Below are 16,725 nucleotides of genomic sequence, written 5' to 3' on the forward strand. Positions count from 1 at the left end.
ATGAGCGAAGATCGATCGAGCAACGGGCAAAAGTCATGGCTGGGTAAGCTCACCCAGGCTTTTGCCCACGAGCCGAAGAACCGCCAGGAGCTGCTGGAGCTGCTGCGCGATGCACACCAAAACAAGTTGCTGGACAGCGAAGCGCTGGCCATCGTCGAAGGCGCCATCCAGGTCGCTGACCTGCAAGTACGGGACATCATGGTCCCGCGCTCGCAGATGATCAGCATCAAGGCGACCCAGACACCCCGCGAGTTCCTGCCTGCCGTGGTCGACTCGGCCCACTCCCGCTACCCGGTGATCGGCGAAAGCCACGATGACGTGATGGGCGTGTTGCTGGCCAAGGACTTGCTGCCGTTGATCCTCAAGGAAAACGGCGACAGCTTCAACATCAAGGACCTGCTGCGCCCGGCCACCTTCGTGCCCGAGTCCAAGCGTCTGAATGTGCTGCTGCGCGAGTTCCGCGCCAACCACAACCACATGGCCATCGTCATTGACGAATACGGCGGCGTGGCGGGTCTGGTGACCATCGAAGACGTGCTGGAACAAATCGTCGGCGACATCGAAGACGAGCATGACGTCGAAGAAGACAGCTACATCAAGCCGCTGCCCAGCGGTGACTTCCTGATCAAGGCCCTGACGCCGATCGAGAACTTCAACGAGTTCTTCGACAGCCAATTCTCCGATGACGAATTCGACACCGTCGGTGGTCTGGTGATGAGCGCGTTCGGGCACCTGCCAAAACGCAACGAAATCACTGAAATTGGCCCTTATCGCTTCCGCATCCTGAACGCCGACAGCCGTCGGATTCACTTGCTTCGCCTGACGCCCATTGCTCGGTAAAAACTAAGGATAGAAATGCGCTGGATAACCCGCCCCGGCTGGCCCGGTAACCTGCTGGCCGTGGCGGCCGGTGCACTCACCACCCTGGCCCTGGCGCCGTTCGATATCTGGCCGTTGGCGTTGCTGGCGGTCGGATTCTTCTATGCCGGCTTGCGTGAACTGAGCCCCCGCCAGGCCTTGGGCCGTGGCTGGTGTTTCGGTTTCGGCCTGTTTGGTGCTGGCACCAGTTGGATCTATTACAGCATTCACCACTTCGGCGGCGCTTCGGTGCTGCTGGCCGGTTTCCTGATGCTGATCTTCACGGCGGCGATTGCCTGGTTCTTCGCCCTGCCCGCCTGGATCTGGGCGCGCTGGCTGCGCCGTAACGAAGCACCGCTGGCCGATGCCTTGGCGTTTGCGGCGTTGTGGGTCGGCCAGGAAGCCTTTCGCGGCTGGTTCCTGACCGGTTTTCCCTGGCTTTATTCCGGCTACAGCCAGCTCGACGGCCCGTTGGCCGGGCTCGCGCCACTCGGCGGGATGTGGCTGATCTCCTTCACCCTGGCCCTGACGGCCGCGCTGCTCTATAACGCTTTGCGTCTGGTGCGCACCGGCCGCAAAGGCTTCATCGCCGCGGGTGTGTTGCTGCTGGTCGGCCCTTGGGTGGCCGGCATGGCGCTCAAGGAACACGCCTGGACAACCCCGGCGGGTGCTCCGCTGAGTGTCGCGGCGATTCAGGGCAACATCGAACAGAGCATGAAGTGGGACCCGGCGCAGCTCAACGCGCAGTTGGCGCTGTACCGTGACATGAGTTTCAGCTCGAAACGGGTCGACTTGCTGATCTGGCCGGAAACGGCCATCCCGGTGCTCAAGGAGTCCGCCGAGGGCTACCTGAACATGATGGGAAGCTTTGCGGCAGAGCGTAAGTCCGCGCTGATTACCGGCGTACCGATTCGCGAGGAAGTCCATCACCAGAAGCATTTCTACAACGGCATCACCGTCGTGGGCGAAGGCGATGGCACTTACCTCAAACAGAAGCTGGTGCCGTTTGGCGAATATGTTCCGTTACAGGACGTGCTGCGCGGGCTGATCGCCTTCTTCGACCTTCCGATGTCGGACTTTGCCCGCGGCCCGGTCGATCAGCCGATGCTGCAAGCCAAGGGCTACCAGATTGCGCCGTTCATCTGCTACGAAGTGGTTTACCCGGAGTTCGCCGCCAGCCTTGCGGCGCGTAGCGATCTGCTGCTGACCATCAGTAATGACACCTGGTTCGGCACGTCCATCGGCCCGCTGCAACACTTGCAAATGGCGCAGATGCGCGCACTGGAGGCCGGTCGCTGGATGATCCGTGCCACCAACAACGGCGTGACCGGTTTGATCAACCCGTTCGGCCAGATCACTGTCCAGATCCCGCAGTTCGAGCGCGGCATTTTGTACGGTGAAGTGGTGCCAATGCACAACCTGACGCCCTATCTGCAATGGCGTTCGTGGCCGCTGATCATTGTTTGCGTGTTGTTGTTTGGCTGGGCGTTAGTGGCGAGCCGGATGGCGAAAACCGTTTAGGTATCACGGCGCCTGCAAAAAGATCGCAGCCTCGTTTCACTCGACAGCTCCTACAGAGTACGCAATCCCCTGCAGGAGCTGTCGAGTGAAACGAGGCTGCGATCTTTTGATTTTCAGCGATAAAACATCGAATATCCGATCTGCCCCACCGCCTCATTCAACAACTGCCCGCTTTGCCAGATCGATTTGAATTCCGGCATCCAGCCGCCCAGTGGCCGGGCGTTGTCCACGCCTAAAAACCCCACCGGCGCTGGCACCACTTCAAATCCTGCCTTTTTGAAACTCCAGACTGCTCGTGGCATGTGCCAGGCCTGAGTCACGACGACCACGCGCTTGATCCCTTCCGGCAACAACACTTCCGCGCTGAACTGCGCGTTCTCCCAGGTCGTGCGGCTGCGCCCTTCCTGCCAACGCACAGTCATGCCGAAATCATCGTGCAGCGAGTCCGCCATCAACTTCGCTTCGGTCGGCGGGGTGCCGTAATGCAGGCCTCCGCTGGTCAGAATCGGCAAACCGGAAGCCTTGGCCAGCCGCGCCGCGTAGCGCTCGCGCTCCAGGCCCACGCCCGTTGGCTGGTCAGCGCCCCACGCAAGATCGCCCCGCTCACGCCCCGAACCGAGCACCACGATTGCATCGGCGCGCTGACTCAGCGTTGCCCAATCGTCGCGGGCCAGCGGCGCTTCACGTTCCAGCGCCTTGGCACCCCACTGCACCACCACCGGCAAGCTCATCAGCCAGAAGCCACCCACGCCCAACGCAAAGCACAACCCGGCAAGGCGCGGTCTTGAGCGGCGCAACCACCAGGCAAGCACCAACAGCAGCAAAAGAATGCCGGGCGGCAACAGGAGTTGTTTAACGAAATATCGAAAAGGCATCGAGCATCTCCAAAAAGATGCCCGAAGCCTAAGTGGGTTGACGCAATGCGACAACAAATACGAAAGGGCTATGCTTCACAAATACATCAGACATTGCTTCCAGTGTCCTTACTTGAATTGCAAAGACCGGACCTTTACTGCGTCCCTGCCGGGAACCTTGTCCTTGAGCCAGATGATCTTGGCCGAACGTGGTGCGTCGAGTTGCTTCACTGCTTCTGACAAGCATCCGTGTGTCTCACGTTCACTGCGATCGAGATACGCCTTGACCAGTGCAAACTCTGCGGGGCTCAAGCCACGCAACTCCAGTTCCAGCGGACGCTCATCGCGTAACCGGTTAGCGGTTTTTGCCGCGTCCAGGGCCATTCCCAGACGATCGATCAATCTTTCGTACAGCTCCGGTTTTGTAACTTTTTGCCGTGACTCAACCATCCATCACCTCATTGAAGATAAGACTCACTCCCCATTTAGAGCTTAGCTTCCATGAACAAACCGGCTGAATGCTGCGACCAACGGCCCTCGCAGCGTTTTTTGGGCGACCCGCAGCAGTAATCAGGGTTTCCCTCGGTAGAGTGCGGTCATGTATGCTACGGCGCTTCCTGTAACTCCACTTCCAGCTCGTCTGGGCACCGAAACGCCGATTTGGCGTGATCACCGTCCAGCGTTGCATTGAAGAGGATTAGGCCACCCCTATTCAGTTCAAAAGTAGCCATGCACGAACAATATCAGCCCCGTGAAATCGAAGCCGCCGCCCAGTCGTTCTGGGACGAGCAAAAGTCCTTTGAAGTCAGTGAACAGCCAGGCAAGGAGACGTTCTACTGCCTGTCGATGTTCCCTTACCCCAGCGGCAAGCTACACATGGGGCACGTGCGCAACTACACCATCGGCGACGTGATCTCCCGCTACCAGCGCATGCAAGGCAAGAACGTCCTGCAACCCATGGGTTGGGACGCCTTCGGCATGCCGGCGGAAAACGCCGCGATGAAGAACAACGTAGCGCCCGCCAAGTGGACCTACGAAAACATCGCCTACATGAAAACCCAGCTGCGCAGCCTGGGTCTCGCAGTGGACTGGTCCCGCGAAGTCACCACCTGCAAGCCTGATTACTACCGCTGGGAACAATGGCTGTTCACTCGCCTGTTCGAAAAAGGCGTGATTTACAAAAAAAGCGGCACCGTGAACTGGGACCCGGTCGATCAGACCGTTCTGGCCAACGAACAGGTGATCGACGGTCGCGGCTGGCGTTCCGGCGCGCTGATCGAAAAGCGCGAAATCCCGATGTACTACTTCAAGATCACCGCTTACGCGGATGAGTTGCTGGAGAGCCTCGACGAACTGACTGGCTGGCCTGAACAGGTCAAGACCATGCAGCGCAACTGGATCGGCAAATCCCGCGGCATGGAAGTGCAGTTCCCGTACGACGTCGCTTCCATCGGCGAAGCCGGTGTTCTGAAAGTATTCACTACCCGTCCGGACACCCTGATGGGCGCGACCTACGTTGCCGTAGCCGCCGAACACCCTCTGGCGACCCTGGCCGCGCAGAACAACCCTGAGCTGCAAGCGTTCATCGCTGAATGCAAGGGCGGCAGCGTCGCCGAAGCCGACGTCGCCACCCAAGAGAAAAAAGGCCTGCGCACTTCGCTGTTCGTCGAGCATCCGCTGACCGGTGAGAAACTCCCGGTGTGGGTCGCCAACTATGTGCTGATGCACTACGGCGATGGCGCGGTCATGGCCGTTCCGGCGCACGACGAACGTGATTTCGAGTTCGCCACCAAATACAACCTGCCAGTCAAACCTGTCGTGCGCACCAGCGCTGGCGACGAAACGCCGACTCCGTGGCAGGACGCTTACAACGAATACGGCACACTGATCAATTCCGGCGAGTTCGATGGCCTCGACTTCGCGGGCGCTTTCGACGCCATCGAAGTCGCGCTGATCAAGAAGAACCTCGGCGCCTCGCGCACCCAGTTCCGCCTGCGCGACTGGGGCATCAGCCGCCAGCGCTACTGGGGATGCCCGATCCCGATCATCCACTGCAACACCTGCGGTGATGTGCCGGTCCCGGAAGATCAGTTGCCAGTCATATTGCCGGAAGACGTCGTACCGGATGGCGCAGGTTCGCCGCTGGCACGCATGCCCGAGTTCTATGAGTGCAGCTGCCCGAAATGCGGCGCACCGGCCAAGCGTGAAACCGACACCATGGACACCTTTGTCGAGTCCTCGTGGTACTACGCTCGTTACGCCTCGCCGCACTATGAAGGCGGTCTGGTGGAAAAATCGGCGGCCGACCATTGGTTGCCGGTTGATCAGTACATCGGCGGTATCGAACACGCGATTCTTCACCTGCTGTACGCGCGCTTCTTCCACAAGCTGATGCGTGACGAAGGCCTGGTGAGCTCCAACGAGCCGTTCAAGAACCTGCTGACCCAAGGCATGGTGATCGCCGAGACTTACTATCGTCGCGAAGCCAACGGTGCCTATACGTGGTTCAACCCGGCGGACGTCGAACTCGAACGCGACAGCAAAGCCAAAGTCATTAGCGCCAAGCTGATCGCAGACGGCCTGCCGGTGGAAATCGGTGGCACCGAGAAGATGGCCAAGTCGAAGAACAACGGCGTTGACCCACAGTCGATGATCGACCAGTTCGGCGCAGACACCTGCCGCCTGTTCATGATGTTCGCCTCGCCACCCGACATGAGCGCTGAATGGTCCGACTCCGGAGTAGAAGGTTCGCACCGTTTCCTCAAGCGCGTCTGGCGCCTGGCTCAAGCCCACGTCACTCAGGGCCTGCCGGGCAAACTGGACGTCGCCAGCCTGAATGACGAACAGAAAGTCATTCGCCGTTCGATCCACCAGGCCATCAAGCAGGCCAGCCACGACGTCGGCCAGAACCACAAATTCAACACCGCCATCGCCCAGGTGATGACGCTGATGAACGTGCTGGAAAAAGCCCCGCAAGGCACTGGGCAGGATCGCGCACTGATTCACGAAGGCCTGGAAACCGTGGTCCTGCTGCTGGCGCCAATCACCCCGCACATCAGCCACGAGCTGTGGCATCGCCTGGGTCACGCTGACCCGGTGATCGACGCCGCTTGGCCGGTGCTGGACGAAAGCGCGTTGGTGCAGGACAGCCTGCAACTGGTCATCCAGGTCAACGGCAAGCTGCGCGGCCACATCGAAATGCCCGCCAGCGCCAGCCGCGAAGAAGTCGAAGCCGCCGCACGGGCCAACGAAAACGTGCTGCGCTTTGTCGACGGTCTGACCATTCGTAAAGTGATCGTAGTGCCCGGGAAACTGGTCAATATCGTCGCCAGCTAATTGGATCAGGCGCCAGGTCATGCCTGGCGCCGAGTAAAACCTTTCGGGCCGCAAGATCGGCCCACATGGTTTCAAGGGGAGCAACAAGATGATCAAACGCAATTTGCTGGTGATGGGCCTTGCGGTCCTGTTGAGCGCCTGCGGTTTCCAGCTGCGCGGCACCGGCACCAATGAACTGGCGATCAAGGAACTCGACCTGAGTGCCCGCAACGCCTACGGCGAAACCGTGACGCAACTGCGCCAGGTACTCGAAAGCAGCGGCGTCAAGGTCCACAGCGGTGCCCCCTACAAACTGGTGCTGACTGATGAGCAGGAAAGCCAGCGCATCCTCAGCTACGCAGGTGCCGGTCGTACTGGCGAGTATCAGGTGACTACGGTGCTGAACTACGATATCCGTGGCGGACGCGACCTGTCGCTGCTGAGCGACAAGCTCGAAGTGCAGAAGGTCTTCATGCACGACGGCAACAACCTGGTGGGTTCCGACCAGGAAGGCAACGACGCCCGCAACGAAACCCGTCGTGAACTGGTTCAACGGATGATGCTGCGCCTGCAACAGATCACGCCGACCCAGCTGGATCAGCTGCAACAGACCGCCGAAGCCAGAGCCAAGGCTGAAGCCGATGCACTGGAAGCGGCGCAGAAGGCTGAAGCGCAAACCCCGCGCCAGTCGCCAATCGAACTGCCACAGCAGTAAGACTTACGGGGCGCTCAGGCGCCCCGTTCGCCCTCGCCTATGAAACTCGCCCCCGCCCAACTCGCCAAACACCTGCAAGGTGCCCTCGCGCCGGTCTACATCATCAGTGGCGATGACCCACTGCTGTGTCAGGAAGCCGCCGACGCCATTCGCGCCGCCGCCCGCCAACAGGGGTTCGACGAACGCCAGGTCTTCGCCGCCGATGCCAGTTTCGACTGGGGTACGTTGCTGCAAGCCGGCGCGAGCATGTCGCTGTTCGCCGAAAAGCGCCTGCTGGAACTGCGTCTGCCGTCCGGCAAACCCGGCGACAAAGGCGCTGCCGCGTTTATCGAGTACTGCTCGCGACCGGCCGAAGACACAATACTGCTGATCAGCCTGCCGAAACTTGATGGCAGCGCGCAGAAAACCAAGTGGGGCAAGGCGCTGGTCGAAGGTCAGCAGACCCAGTTCGTGCAAATCTGGCCAATAGAGGCCAACCAGTTGCCAAGCTGGATCCGTCAACGGTTGTCCCAGGCCGGGCTTTCCGCCAGCCAGGACGCCGTCGAACTGATCGCCGCACGGGTCGAGGGCAACCTGCTGGCGGCAGCCCAGGAAATCGAAAAGCTCAAGCTGATGGCCGAAGGTGGTCAGATCACCGTTGAAACCGTGCAAGCGGCGGTGGCCGACAGTGCGCGCTTCGATGTCTTTGGCCTGACCGATGCGATTCTCAACGGCGAAGCGGCTCATGCCCTGCGCATGCTCGAAGGGCTGCGCGGTGAAGGCGTCGAACCACCCGTGATTCTCTGGGCGCTGGCCCGGGAGCTGCGCCTGCTGGCCAACCTGTCGCTGCAGTACAGCCAGGGCGTGCCACTGGACAAAGCTTTCAGCTCTGCCCGACCACCGGTCTGGGACAAACGCAAACCATTGATGAGCAAAGCCTTGCAACGCTACTCGGCTCAACGCTGGGCGCAGTTATTGCTGGAAGCGCAGCGCATCGACGCACAGATCAAAGGCCAGGCGGCCGGCTCGCCGTGGATGAGTTTGAGTCGGTTGTCGTTGTTGATGGCTGGCCAAAGATTGTCGTTGCCCGCTGAATAAGATCAAAAGATCGCAGCCTCGTTTCACTCGACAGCTCCTACATTGGAATGCGTCCCCCTGTAGGAGCTGTCGAGTGAAACGAGGCTGCGATCTTTTGATCTTGCTTCCTACAAATCAAATCTGAATTTCCCCTCTAGACAGCCCCCCAACTTCGGCAGATTATTTCCCCCGCAAAACCCACTCAATCGAGAGATCTGATCATGAGCAAAAAGCCATCGAAGCATGGCCCTAACAAGGCCAAATCCATCATCGCCCAGCCACTGTTCCGCAGCCGTCAGGAACCCGCCGGCAAGGGCAAAGGCAGCTACCGCCGCGAAGCCTTCCAGTCTAATAGCTGGGAGGCTTCTTACTTTCTGGCGGCCTGAAAGGCAAGCGCTCGCTCAACATGTTAAGGTCTGCACCTGATTCGTACTCCCTGGACCCGTGCATGCCCCTTTGTATTTCCCGTCGTTGGCCCCTGCGCCAACTGATAGCTGCCTCCAGCCTCGTTTTGCTAGTCGCCTGCGCGGAAAAACCGACCGCAGCCGACGCCAAGCCGCTTCGGACCCTCCCCGTCGCGACAGCCCCCGCGGTCATTCCGCCCGTGGTTCCGACCGGTGATAACCTCGACATCCAGCCAACCCAGACCTTCGCCGAATGGCAGGCAGGTTTCCGCAAGGACGCTCTGGCCGCCGGTATCCGCGCCGATCTGTTCGACCGCGCCTTCGCCAATGTCAGCCTCGACACCAGCGTTATCCGCGCCGACCGCAGTCAGCCGGAATTCTCCCGCCCGGTGTGGGAATACCTCGACGGCGCCCTTTCGCCGCTGCGGGTACGCAATGGTCAGGCACTGGTCAACCAGTACGCCGACATCCTGCAAAGCATCGAGCAGCGCTACGGCGTCGATCGTCAGGCACTGGTCTCGGTGTGGGGCATGGAAAGTAACTTCGGACAGTTCCAGGGCAACAAGTCGGTGATTAATTCCCTCGCGACCCTGGCCTATGAAGGCCGGCGTCCCGGGTTTGCCCACGCGCAACTGATCGCCGCCCTGCAGATCCTGCAACAGGGTGATATCGAGCCTGAGAAAATGCTCGGCTCCTGGGCTGGCGCCATGGGCCAGACCCAGTTCATCCCGACCACTTACAACACCCACGCCGTGGACTTCGATGGCGACGGCCGCCGCGACATATGGGGCAGCCCGGCCGACGCGCTGGCCTCGACGGCGCACTACCTGCAAAGCTCGGGCTGGCAGAAAGGCCAGCCGTGGGGCTTTGAAGTGCAGCTACCGGGCAGTTTCAACTACGTACTGGCCGATGGCACGATTCGCAAGAGCGTCGCCGAATGGCTGCAACTGGGCGTCACCCTGCCCAATGGCGGCCAGGTCCCGCCAGGCTCCGAACACCTGTCAGCCGCCCTGCTGCTGCCGGCCGGTTACCGTGGCCCGGCGTTCCTGGTCCTCGACAACTTCCGCGCGATCCTCAAGTACAACAACTCGTCGTCTTACGCCTTGGCCGTTAGCCTGTTGTCCGAGCGTTTCAACGGCACCGGCCTGATCAACGGCACATGGCCGAAAGATGATTTGCCGCTGAGCCGTACCGAGCGGATCGAACTGCAGAGCTTGCTGAGCGCCCAGAATTACGACGCGGGCAACGCCGACGGCATTATCGGCGCCAACACCCGCAAGGCGATCCGCAGCGCCCAGCAGTCGTTTGGCTGGCCGGCGGATGGGTATCCGACGCACAAGTTGCTGGAAGGCCTTCGTAACCGCTAAAAGCATCGCGAGCAGGCTCGCTCCCACAGGTGACCGAGTTCTTTCAAAAGAATACGGCCCAATGTGGGAGCGAGCCTGCTCGCGAAGACTGACTATCAGACGACCAAGCTCTAAGACTTGATCACTACATCCTGCTCCAACACCAATTCCTTGTTCCCCGCATCCAATCTGACCAGCGCGCCCATCGGCAACGTCAGGTTCGGATCGCAATGCCCACTACGCCAACCGGACAACACCGGTATCCGCAATGGCTCGAAGGTCTGCTTGAGCAAGCGCTCCAACGCAACCGTATCAACCCCCGCCACATCCCCCACCAGAACCCCGCGCAGCTTGTGCAGCGTGCCGGCAAGACGCAGATGGGTCAGCAGTCGGTCGATGCGATACAGCGGCTCGTTAATGTCCTCGATGAACAGGATGACGCCCTCGGCATCCAACTCATACGGCGTACCCATGGTCGCAGCGATCAGCGACAGATTGCCCCCCAGCAAACGCCCGTGAGCGATACCAGGCTCAATCGTCGCCAACGGGTAGGCCACCGGGTGCGTCAACACGCTACCGGCCTTCACCTGTCCTCTGAGCATGTTGAAGAACGAAGACTCGGTAGGTTTTTGCTTGTCACCCAGCAGGTCGGCGTTGAGCATCGGGCCATGAAAAGTCACGAAGCCCGCATAACGGCTGATCGCCAAGTGCAGCGCGGTGATGTCGCTGTAGCCGATGAACGGCTTGGCATTGTTGCGCAGCAATTCGAAGTCGATGCGATCGAGCAACCGCGGCGTACCGTAACCCCCACGCATGCAAATGATGGCATCGACCTCACTGTCGGCAAACGCTGCGTGCAGGTCATTGAGTCGCACATCGTCGCTGCCGGCCAGGTAATCGTCTTTCTCATACACGCCGGGGAAAACCCGCAGTGAGTATCCGCGAGCGCGCATCCAGGCGATGGCCTTATCGGTGTCCAGCGCTGCGGGACCGGCGGGCGCGATGACGCCAATCAGCCCTTCCGACGGCAAGGCCAGAACGGGTGCGTGAGGACAAAGGGTGTGAGTCGGTCGAACGGTCATCCATGAATCTCCCTGCGTGAAAGCGTCAAGCACACAGTAGTCAGGAACGGGGACAAACAGAAGAGGGTTCGTTGCCCCGCAAGTTGCAGGAAAAAGCGCTGATTGCCGTGGGCAAGGCAAAAAAACGCCCGCAAGACGCAAGGCCTTGCGGGCGTTTTCATGTCTTGCAGCCGATCAGGACGACATCAGCTCGGCCTTGACCAGTTTCGCCTGCTCGTCGGCGTGGTACGAGGAACGTACCAGCGGGCCGGAAGCGACGTTCTTGAAGCCCATCTTGTAACCTTCCTCGGCGAACCAGGCGAACACGTCCGGATGCACAAAGCGCTGGACCGGCAAGTGGCTGCGGGACGGTTGCAGGTACTGGCCCAGGGTCAGCATGTCGATGTCGTGTTCGCGCATGCGCTTCATGACTTCGATCACTTCTTCGTCGGTCTCGCCCAGACCGAGCATCAGGCCGGACTTGGTCGGAATGTGCGGCATCATCTGCTTGAAGCGTTGCAGCAGGGTCAGCGACCACTGGTAGTCCGAACCCGGACGCGCGGCCTTGTACAGGCGCGGCACGGTTTCCAGGTTGTGGTTGAACACATCCGGCGGCTCGGCAGCGGTGATTTCCAGCGCTACGTCCATGCGGCCACGGTAGTCCGGGACCAGGGTTTCGAGCTGCACGTTAGGCGACAGCTTGCGGATCTCGCGGATGCAGTCGGCAAAGTGCTGTGCACCGCCGTCACGCAGGTCGTCGCGGTCAACCGAGGTGATCACTACGTACTTGAGTTTCAGGTCGGCGATGGCGATGGCCAGGCTTTCCGGCTCGTTGGTGTCCAGTGGCTTCGGACGACCGTGGCCGACGTCGCAGAACGGGCAGCGACGGGTGCAGATGTCACCCATGATCATAAAGGTCGCGGTGCCGCCGGAGAAGCATTCGCCCAGGTTCGGGCAGGATGCTTCTTCGCAAACGCTGTGCAGCTTGTGTTTGCGCAGCAGGGCCTTGATGCGGTCGACTTCCGGGGAAACCGGGATACGCACGCGAATCCAGTCAGGTTTCTTCGGCAGTTCGGTGGTCGGAATGATCTTCACCGGGATACGTGCAACCTTCTCGGCGCCGCGCAGCTTGACGCCGGCTTCAACCTTGGCACGCGGGGCCGGACGCTCGGTGACATCCAGCGTCGGGATCATGGTTTGCACTGCATCAGTAGTCATATCAGTCGATTCCGCCCGTTAGGGTCGTCTGCTCAGCATAGTCGAGGTGTTTGACGAGCTGCGCGCGCAGCCGGGCACTTACCTCGGCAAATTCAATCGATCCTGCGTGATCGCTCAGCTGGGTCATCGCCAGCCCGGCGTAGCCGCAGGGATTAATCCGTCGAAACGGTTCCAGGTTCATGTCCACATTCAGGGCCAGGCCATGAAAGGAGCAACCGTGGCGGATCCGCAGACCCAGAGAAGCGATTTTCGCCCCATTGACGTAGACACCCGGAGCATCCGGCTTGGCCACGGCAGTGACGCCGTAGCTGGCCAGCAACTCGATCAGGCATTGTTCCATGCGGCTGACCAGGTCACGCACGCCGAAACCCAGCTTGCGCACATCGAGCAACAGGTAGGCCACCAATTGGCCGGGACCGTGATAAGTCACCTGACCACCGCGATCAACCTTTACCACCGGAATATCCCCCGGGAGCAATAAGTGCTCAGCCTTGCCGGCCTGCCCCTGGGTGAACACCGGTGGGTGCTCGACCAGCCAGATTTCGTCCGCGGCATCGCTGCCGCGTTCGTTGGTGAAGCGTTGCATGGCATGCCAGACCGGCTCGTAAGCCATCTGGCCGAGCTCGCGAAAGCCCACCGCGGCAGACATCACAGCACCATGTGCACGAAACCGGTAGCCCGCAACTCGCTGTTGATGTCGTACAGCTGTTCTTGACCGGTGGCGATGATGTGCAGCTGGATGGTCGTGTACTTGCCGTTGGTACTCTGGCGCTCGGCCAGGGTCTTGTGGTCAACGGTCGCGTGTTTCTCAAGGATTGCGATGATCTTGTCCTTGAAACCCACGCCGGTGTCGCCGATCACCTTGATAGGGTAATCCGCGCAGGGGAATTCGATTTTTGGCGCCTTTACTTCGGTGTCTGTCATGGCGTAACGGCCTCGTAAGCCGTGGCAACGGACATGGCCCCGCTCCGGATTGGAACAGGGCCATGCAGGTCCACACTAATTCAGTTGAACAAGCCGTAGAAGAATAGACGGATGCTATCCCACATGCGGCGGAAGATACCACCCTCGTCGACCGCGTCCAGAGCGATCAGATCAGCGCTGTGCACGACTTTGTCGTCCAGCTTCACTTCGACTTTACCGATTACGTCGCCCTTGGCGATCGGCGCAACCAGTTGCGGGTTCATGGTCATGCTGGCGGCGAGCTTTTTCAGCTGGCCTTTTGGCAGGGTCATGGTCAGGTCTTCAGCCAGGCCGGCCTTGACTTGATTGGTGGTGCCTTTCCAGACAGGAGCCTGAGCCAGCTCAGCGCCTTTCTGATAAAACGTCTGGGTTTCGAAGAAACGGAAACCGTAAGTCAGCAGCTTCTGGGTTTCAGAGGCGCGAGCCACTTCACTGTTGGTACCGAACACCACAGCGATCAGGCGCATGCCATCACGTACTGCCGAAGACACCATGCAGTAGCCGGCTTCGTCGGTGTGGCCGGTTTTCAGGCCGTCGACCGTCTTGTCGCGCCACAGCAGCAGGTTACGGTTAGGTTGCTTGATGCCGTTCCAGAAGAACTCTTTCTGCGAGTAGATCGCGTAGTGAGCCGGGTCTTCGTGGATGATCGCGCGAGCCAGGACCGCCATGTCGTGAGCCGACGAGTAGTGCTCAGGGTTCGGCAGGCCGGTCGGGTTCATGAAGTGGCTGTTGGTCATGCCCAGATCGGCCACGGTTTTGTTCATCATGTCAGCGAAGGCGTCTTCGCTGCCGGCGATGTGCTCGGAGAGCGCAACGCTGGCGTCGTTACCCGACTGAATGATGATGCCGTGCAGCAGGTCGCTGACAGTGACTTGCGAGCCAACCTTGATGAACATCCGCGAACCGCCGGTACGCCAGGCGTTTTCACTGACGGTCACCGGGTCGTTTTCGCCGATCTGGCCACGACGGATTTCCAGGGTCGCGATGTACGCGGTCATCAGCTTGGTCAGGCTGGCCGGAGGCAGACGCTGGTCACCGTTGTTCTCCACCAGCACATTGCCGCTGCTGGCGTCCATGAGTACATAGGCTTTGGCGGCCAGTTGCGGTGGCGACGGCATCATCTCGACCGCGAAAGCGGCAGGCGAGAGGAGCAGCGGGACTAGCAGACACAGGCGTTTGGCAAAGGTGGTGATGTTCATCCGTCTCTCGAAATCGCTAATGGAAACTGCCCTAAGGGGCAAAACTAATCAGACAGCCTTCTAACGGGCCATCGCGTGTTCAGTCGTTCACTCAGAACCCTTGCCGGGCTTTTGTTCTTTAACGAGCCAACAACCAGGTCCGCCCCCCAAACCGCAAGCGAACCGTCAATCAAGTACTACGTCTTACTCGGCAGTGACCAGGCTCGGCGAACCGAGATTGGCCAGGCGCACACTGTTCTGCACTTGCTGGATTTCACCCGGCGAGCCGATCGGCCCCAGGCGCACCCGATGCAGCGTCTGTTGATTGCGCACGATCGAACTGATGAACACCGGAGCGCTCACCATCCCGCTGAGCTTCGATCTCAGGAGTTCTGCAGCGTCCGGGTTGGCGAACGCGCCCACCTGCAGATACTGGCCAGAGGCTGGTACAGAAGCGTTTTTTTTTGCATCGATCGGCACGGGCACAGTGTCCGAAGCGTGTTGCTGCGGCGGTGGCGTCCACTGCTCTACCGTCCCCGCCGAAGCGGTAATCGTCGGCGCGGCATTTTGCGCTACTTGAGGCTCGTTGAGCATCAAAGGCGCCGGACGGCCTTTGGCAGCCCACCACGTTTGCGGGTCAATGCCTTCAACCTTGACCCGCGCCGTGCCGATTTCGGCATAGCCGAGTTTTTTGGCGGCGGCGTAGGACAAGTCGATGATGCGGTCCGAGTAGAACGGCCCGCGGTCGTTGACTCGCAGGACTACGCTCTTGTTGTTGTCCAGGTTGGTCACCCGAACGTAACTTGGCAGCGGCAAGGTCTTGTGAGCAGCACTCATGCCGTACAGGTCGTAAACCTCGCCATTGGCGGTGTTCTGACCGTGAAACTTGGTGCCGTACCAGGACGCAGTGCCCGAGGCCACGTAGGTCTTGGATTCCTGCAACGGGAAATAAGTCTTGCCCAGCACGGTGTATGGGTTGGCTTTATAAGGACCTGTATGCAGGGTCGGCGTGGCATCCGGGATGCGCGATACATCGACGTCCCACCACGGCGCGCCATCTTTGTGCGCGCGGTTGATGTCCAGGCCTGGCGCTGCGCGCACGGCGGTGGAAGACTTCTGGGTCGGCGCACGGCTGGTCGAACAACTGGCGACCAGCACCGCCAACGCGGCGAATGCCATCAGCTTCAGGGGTTTATTCATAGGCAATGCCCGCATTACTTGACGCCCCGTGCTTGGACCAGCTGTTCAGACAGTTGATGTACGGCCATGGCGTACATCACGCTGCGGTTATAACGCGTGATTGCGTAAAAATTCGTCAGGCCCATCCAGTATTCGGGGCCATTGTCACCTTCCAGGCGGAAAGCCGTGACTGGCATATCATCGCGCAGCGCATCATGACTTGACCACCCCAGCGCCCGCAACTCCCCGACGGTTTTAGTCGGTTCGATGCCTGTGGTCAAACCTTCGTCCACCTGATCGCCACGCACATCGGCGCGGCTGACCACCGGTTCGCCGGCGACCCAGCCGTGACGCTTGAAATAGCTGGCGACGCTGCCAATGGCATCGTCCGGATTGGTCCAGATATTAATGTGGCCGTCACCGTCGAAGTCCACCGCATAGGCGCGAAAACTGCTCGGCATGAACTGCGGCAAACCCATCGCCCCGGCGTAAGAGCCTTTGAGGGTCAGCGGATCGACCTGCTCTTCCCGCGCCAGCAACAGGAACTCACGCAATTCCTTGCGGAAAAATTCGGCACGGGGAGGATAGTCGAAACCCAGGGTCGACAAGGCGTCGATTACCCGAAAATTGCCGGTATTACGACCAAAAAAGGTCTCAACGCCGATGATCGAAACAATAACCTGCGCCGGCACGCCGTATTCCTGCTCGGCACGGGCCAGTACCGCCTCGTGCTGACGCCAGAAGTCCACACCACGGGCGATGCGCGCGTCGGTGATGAACATCGGGCGGTACTCGTTCCACTGCTTGACCCGCTCGGCCGGTTTCGAGATCGCGTCCAGAATCGACTGCTTGCGCTCGGCTTCGCGGAACACGCCCATCAGCTGTTCACCGGCAAAACCGTAGTCGCGGGTCATTTCACCGACGAATTCAGCCACCTGCGGTGAGCCTTCGTAATCGCCGGCCAACGCTTCCTGCGCTGTGCCAAGGATGCTTACCAGGCCGACCCATGGCGCATATCGAGTCGCCCAGCCACGCATTACTTGCATTGAAATCTTCA

General features: G+C 60.2%; 16 protein-coding genes. 7 read left to right on the top strand and 9 right to left on the bottom strand.

The window, feature by feature from the left end:
• Positions 1 to 840 (top strand): HlyC/CorC family transporter, encoded by an 840-nt coding sequence (locus tag ACYZTZ_RS24290; RefSeq protein ID WP_008152854.1) that lies wholly within the window; start codon positions 1 to 3, stop codon positions 838 to 840.
• A 15-nt stretch (positions 841 to 855) separates the two neighbouring features.
• Positions 856 to 2,379: an apolipoprotein N-acyltransferase gene (lnt, locus tag ACYZTZ_RS24295; RefSeq protein ID WP_461999934.1), complete on the top strand. Its 1,524-nt coding sequence runs from the start codon at positions 856 to 858 to the stop codon at positions 2,377 to 2,379.
• 113 nt (positions 2,380 to 2,492) lie between these two features.
• Here the strand turns inward: lnt and ACYZTZ_RS24300 are convergent, their stop codons facing one another.
• Positions 2,493 to 3,254, bottom strand: a complete 762-nt coding sequence (locus ACYZTZ_RS24300) for a YdcF family protein (protein WP_461999935.1) — start codon at positions 3,252 to 3,254, stop codon at positions 2,493 to 2,495.
• A gap of 108 nt (positions 3,255 to 3,362) precedes the next feature.
• Positions 3,363 to 3,683, bottom strand: a complete 321-nt coding sequence (locus tag ACYZTZ_RS24305; protein ID WP_056744580.1) for a hypothetical protein — start codon at positions 3,681 to 3,683, stop codon at positions 3,363 to 3,365.
• 279 nt (positions 3,684 to 3,962) lie between these two features.
• On the opposite strand from ACYZTZ_RS24305, the gene leuS reads away from it, so the two are divergent.
• From leuS to ACYZTZ_RS24330, 5 genes are all read left to right on the top strand, one after another.
• Positions 3,963 to 6,569, top strand: coding sequence for a leucine--tRNA ligase (gene leuS, locus ACYZTZ_RS24310; RefSeq protein WP_461999936.1), 2,607 nt, complete (start codon positions 3,963 to 3,965; stop codon positions 6,567 to 6,569).
• An 88-nt stretch (positions 6,570 to 6,657) separates the two neighbouring features.
• Positions 6,658 to 7,263, top strand: a complete 606-nt coding sequence (locus tag ACYZTZ_RS24315; protein ID WP_461999937.1) for an LPS-assembly lipoprotein LptE — start codon at positions 6,658 to 6,660, stop codon at positions 7,261 to 7,263.
• A 39-nt stretch (positions 7,264 to 7,302) separates the two neighbouring features.
• Positions 7,303 to 8,340 (top strand): DNA polymerase III subunit delta, encoded by a 1,038-nt coding sequence (holA, locus tag ACYZTZ_RS24320; protein ID WP_461999938.1) that lies wholly within the window; start codon positions 7,303 to 7,305, stop codon positions 8,338 to 8,340.
• A gap of 200 nt (positions 8,341 to 8,540) precedes the next feature.
• Positions 8,541 to 8,705: an alternative ribosome rescue factor ArfA gene (arfA, locus tag ACYZTZ_RS24325; protein ID WP_056744572.1), complete on the top strand. Its 165-nt coding sequence runs from the start codon at positions 8,541 to 8,543 to the stop codon at positions 8,703 to 8,705.
• Between the two features lie 62 nt (positions 8,706 to 8,767).
• Positions 8,768 to 10,090, top strand: coding sequence for a lytic murein transglycosylase (locus ACYZTZ_RS24330; RefSeq protein ID WP_461999939.1), 1,323 nt, complete (start codon positions 8,768 to 8,770; stop codon positions 10,088 to 10,090).
• Between the two features lie 110 nt (positions 10,091 to 10,200).
• On the opposite strand, the gene ACYZTZ_RS24335 is transcribed toward ACYZTZ_RS24330, so the two are convergent.
• The 7 genes from ACYZTZ_RS24335 to mltB all read right to left on the bottom strand — a co-directional run bounded on the left by ACYZTZ_RS24335 (position 10,201) and on the right by mltB (position 16,714).
• On the bottom strand, positions 10,201 to 11,151 hold the full coding sequence (locus ACYZTZ_RS24335; RefSeq protein WP_461999940.1) for a S66 peptidase family protein: 951 nt from the start codon (positions 11,149 to 11,151) through the stop codon (positions 10,201 to 10,203).
• 174 nt (positions 11,152 to 11,325) lie between these two features.
• Positions 11,326 to 12,348 (bottom strand): lipoyl synthase, encoded by a 1,023-nt coding sequence (gene lipA / locus ACYZTZ_RS24340; RefSeq protein ID WP_008152832.1) that lies wholly within the window; start codon positions 12,346 to 12,348, stop codon positions 11,326 to 11,328.
• 1 nt (position 12,349) lies between these two features.
• Entirely contained in the window at positions 12,350 to 12,997 is a 648-nt protein-coding gene (gene lipB, locus ACYZTZ_RS24345; protein ID WP_056744566.1) for a lipoyl(octanoyl) transferase LipB, read from the bottom strand.
• Entirely contained in the window at positions 12,997 to 13,272 is a 276-nt protein-coding gene (locus ACYZTZ_RS24350; RefSeq protein WP_008152827.1) for a DUF493 domain-containing protein, read from the bottom strand. The genes lipB and ACYZTZ_RS24350 overlap by 1 nt, the downstream gene beginning before the upstream one ends.
• An 80-nt stretch (positions 13,273 to 13,352) precedes the next feature.
• The gene (locus ACYZTZ_RS24355) at positions 13,353 to 14,510 is read right to left on the bottom strand and encodes a D-alanyl-D-alanine carboxypeptidase family protein (protein ID WP_033054153.1); all 1,158 of its coding nucleotides are present in this window, start codon (positions 14,508 to 14,510) and stop codon (positions 13,353 to 13,355) included.
• A 183-nt stretch (positions 14,511 to 14,693) separates the two neighbouring features.
• On the bottom strand, positions 14,694 to 15,704 hold the full coding sequence (locus tag ACYZTZ_RS24360; RefSeq protein WP_461999941.1) for a septal ring lytic transglycosylase RlpA family protein: 1,011 nt from the start codon (positions 15,702 to 15,704) through the stop codon (positions 14,694 to 14,696).
• Positions 15,704 to 16,714 carry a lytic murein transglycosylase B gene (mltB, locus tag ACYZTZ_RS24365; protein ID WP_347803401.1) on the bottom strand — a complete coding sequence of 337 codons (1,011 nt, stop codon included), beginning with the start codon at positions 16,712 to 16,714 and terminating at the stop codon, positions 15,704 to 15,706. Before mltB ends, ACYZTZ_RS24360 begins: the two co-directional genes overlap by 1 nt.
• Positions 16,715 to 16,725: the final 11 nt, after the last annotated feature.

This window comes from Pseudomonas sp. LB3P58 (genome assembly GCF_054897895.1).

Coding starts and splice junctions, on each gene's coding strand:
- ACYZTZ_RS24290 (WP_008152854.1), top strand. CDS start 1: ATGAGCGAAGATCGATCGAGCAACGGGCAAAAGTCATGGCTGGGTAAG.
- lnt (WP_461999934.1), top strand. CDS start 856: ATGCGCTGGATAACCCGCCCCGGCTGGCCCGGTAACCTGCTGGCCGTG.
- ACYZTZ_RS24300 (WP_461999935.1), bottom strand. CDS start 3,254: ATGCCTTTTCGATATTTCGTTAAACAACTCCTGTTGCCGCCCGGCATT.
- ACYZTZ_RS24305 (WP_056744580.1), bottom strand. CDS start 3,683: ATGGTTGAGTCACGGCAAAAAGTTACAAAACCGGAGCTGTACGAAAGA.
- leuS (WP_461999936.1), top strand. CDS start 3,963: ATGCACGAACAATATCAGCCCCGTGAAATCGAAGCCGCCGCCCAGTCG.
- ACYZTZ_RS24315 (WP_461999937.1), top strand. CDS start 6,658: ATGATCAAACGCAATTTGCTGGTGATGGGCCTTGCGGTCCTGTTGAGC.
- holA (WP_461999938.1), top strand. CDS start 7,303: ATGAAACTCGCCCCCGCCCAACTCGCCAAACACCTGCAAGGTGCCCTC.
- arfA (WP_056744572.1), top strand. CDS start 8,541: ATGAGCAAAAAGCCATCGAAGCATGGCCCTAACAAGGCCAAATCCATC.
- ACYZTZ_RS24330 (WP_461999939.1), top strand. CDS start 8,768: ATGCCCCTTTGTATTTCCCGTCGTTGGCCCCTGCGCCAACTGATAGCT.
- ACYZTZ_RS24335 (WP_461999940.1), bottom strand. CDS start 11,151: ATGACCGTTCGACCGACTCACACCCTTTGTCCTCACGCACCCGTTCTG.
- lipA (WP_008152832.1), bottom strand. CDS start 12,348: ATGACTACTGATGCAGTGCAAACCATGATCCCGACGCTGGATGTCACC.
- lipB (WP_056744566.1), bottom strand. CDS start 12,997: ATGTCTGCCGCGGTGGGCTTTCGCGAGCTCGGCCAGATGGCTTACGAG.
- ACYZTZ_RS24350 (WP_008152827.1), bottom strand. CDS start 13,272: ATGACAGACACCGAAGTAAAGGCGCCAAAAATCGAATTCCCCTGCGCG.
- ACYZTZ_RS24355 (WP_033054153.1), bottom strand. CDS start 14,510: ATGAACATCACCACCTTTGCCAAACGCCTGTGTCTGCTAGTCCCGCTG.
- ACYZTZ_RS24360 (WP_461999941.1), bottom strand. CDS start 15,704: ATGCGGGCATTGCCTATGAATAAACCCCTGAAGCTGATGGCATTCGCC.
- mltB (WP_347803401.1), bottom strand. CDS start 16,714: ATGCAAGTAATGCGTGGCTGGGCGACTCGATATGCGCCATGGGTCGGC.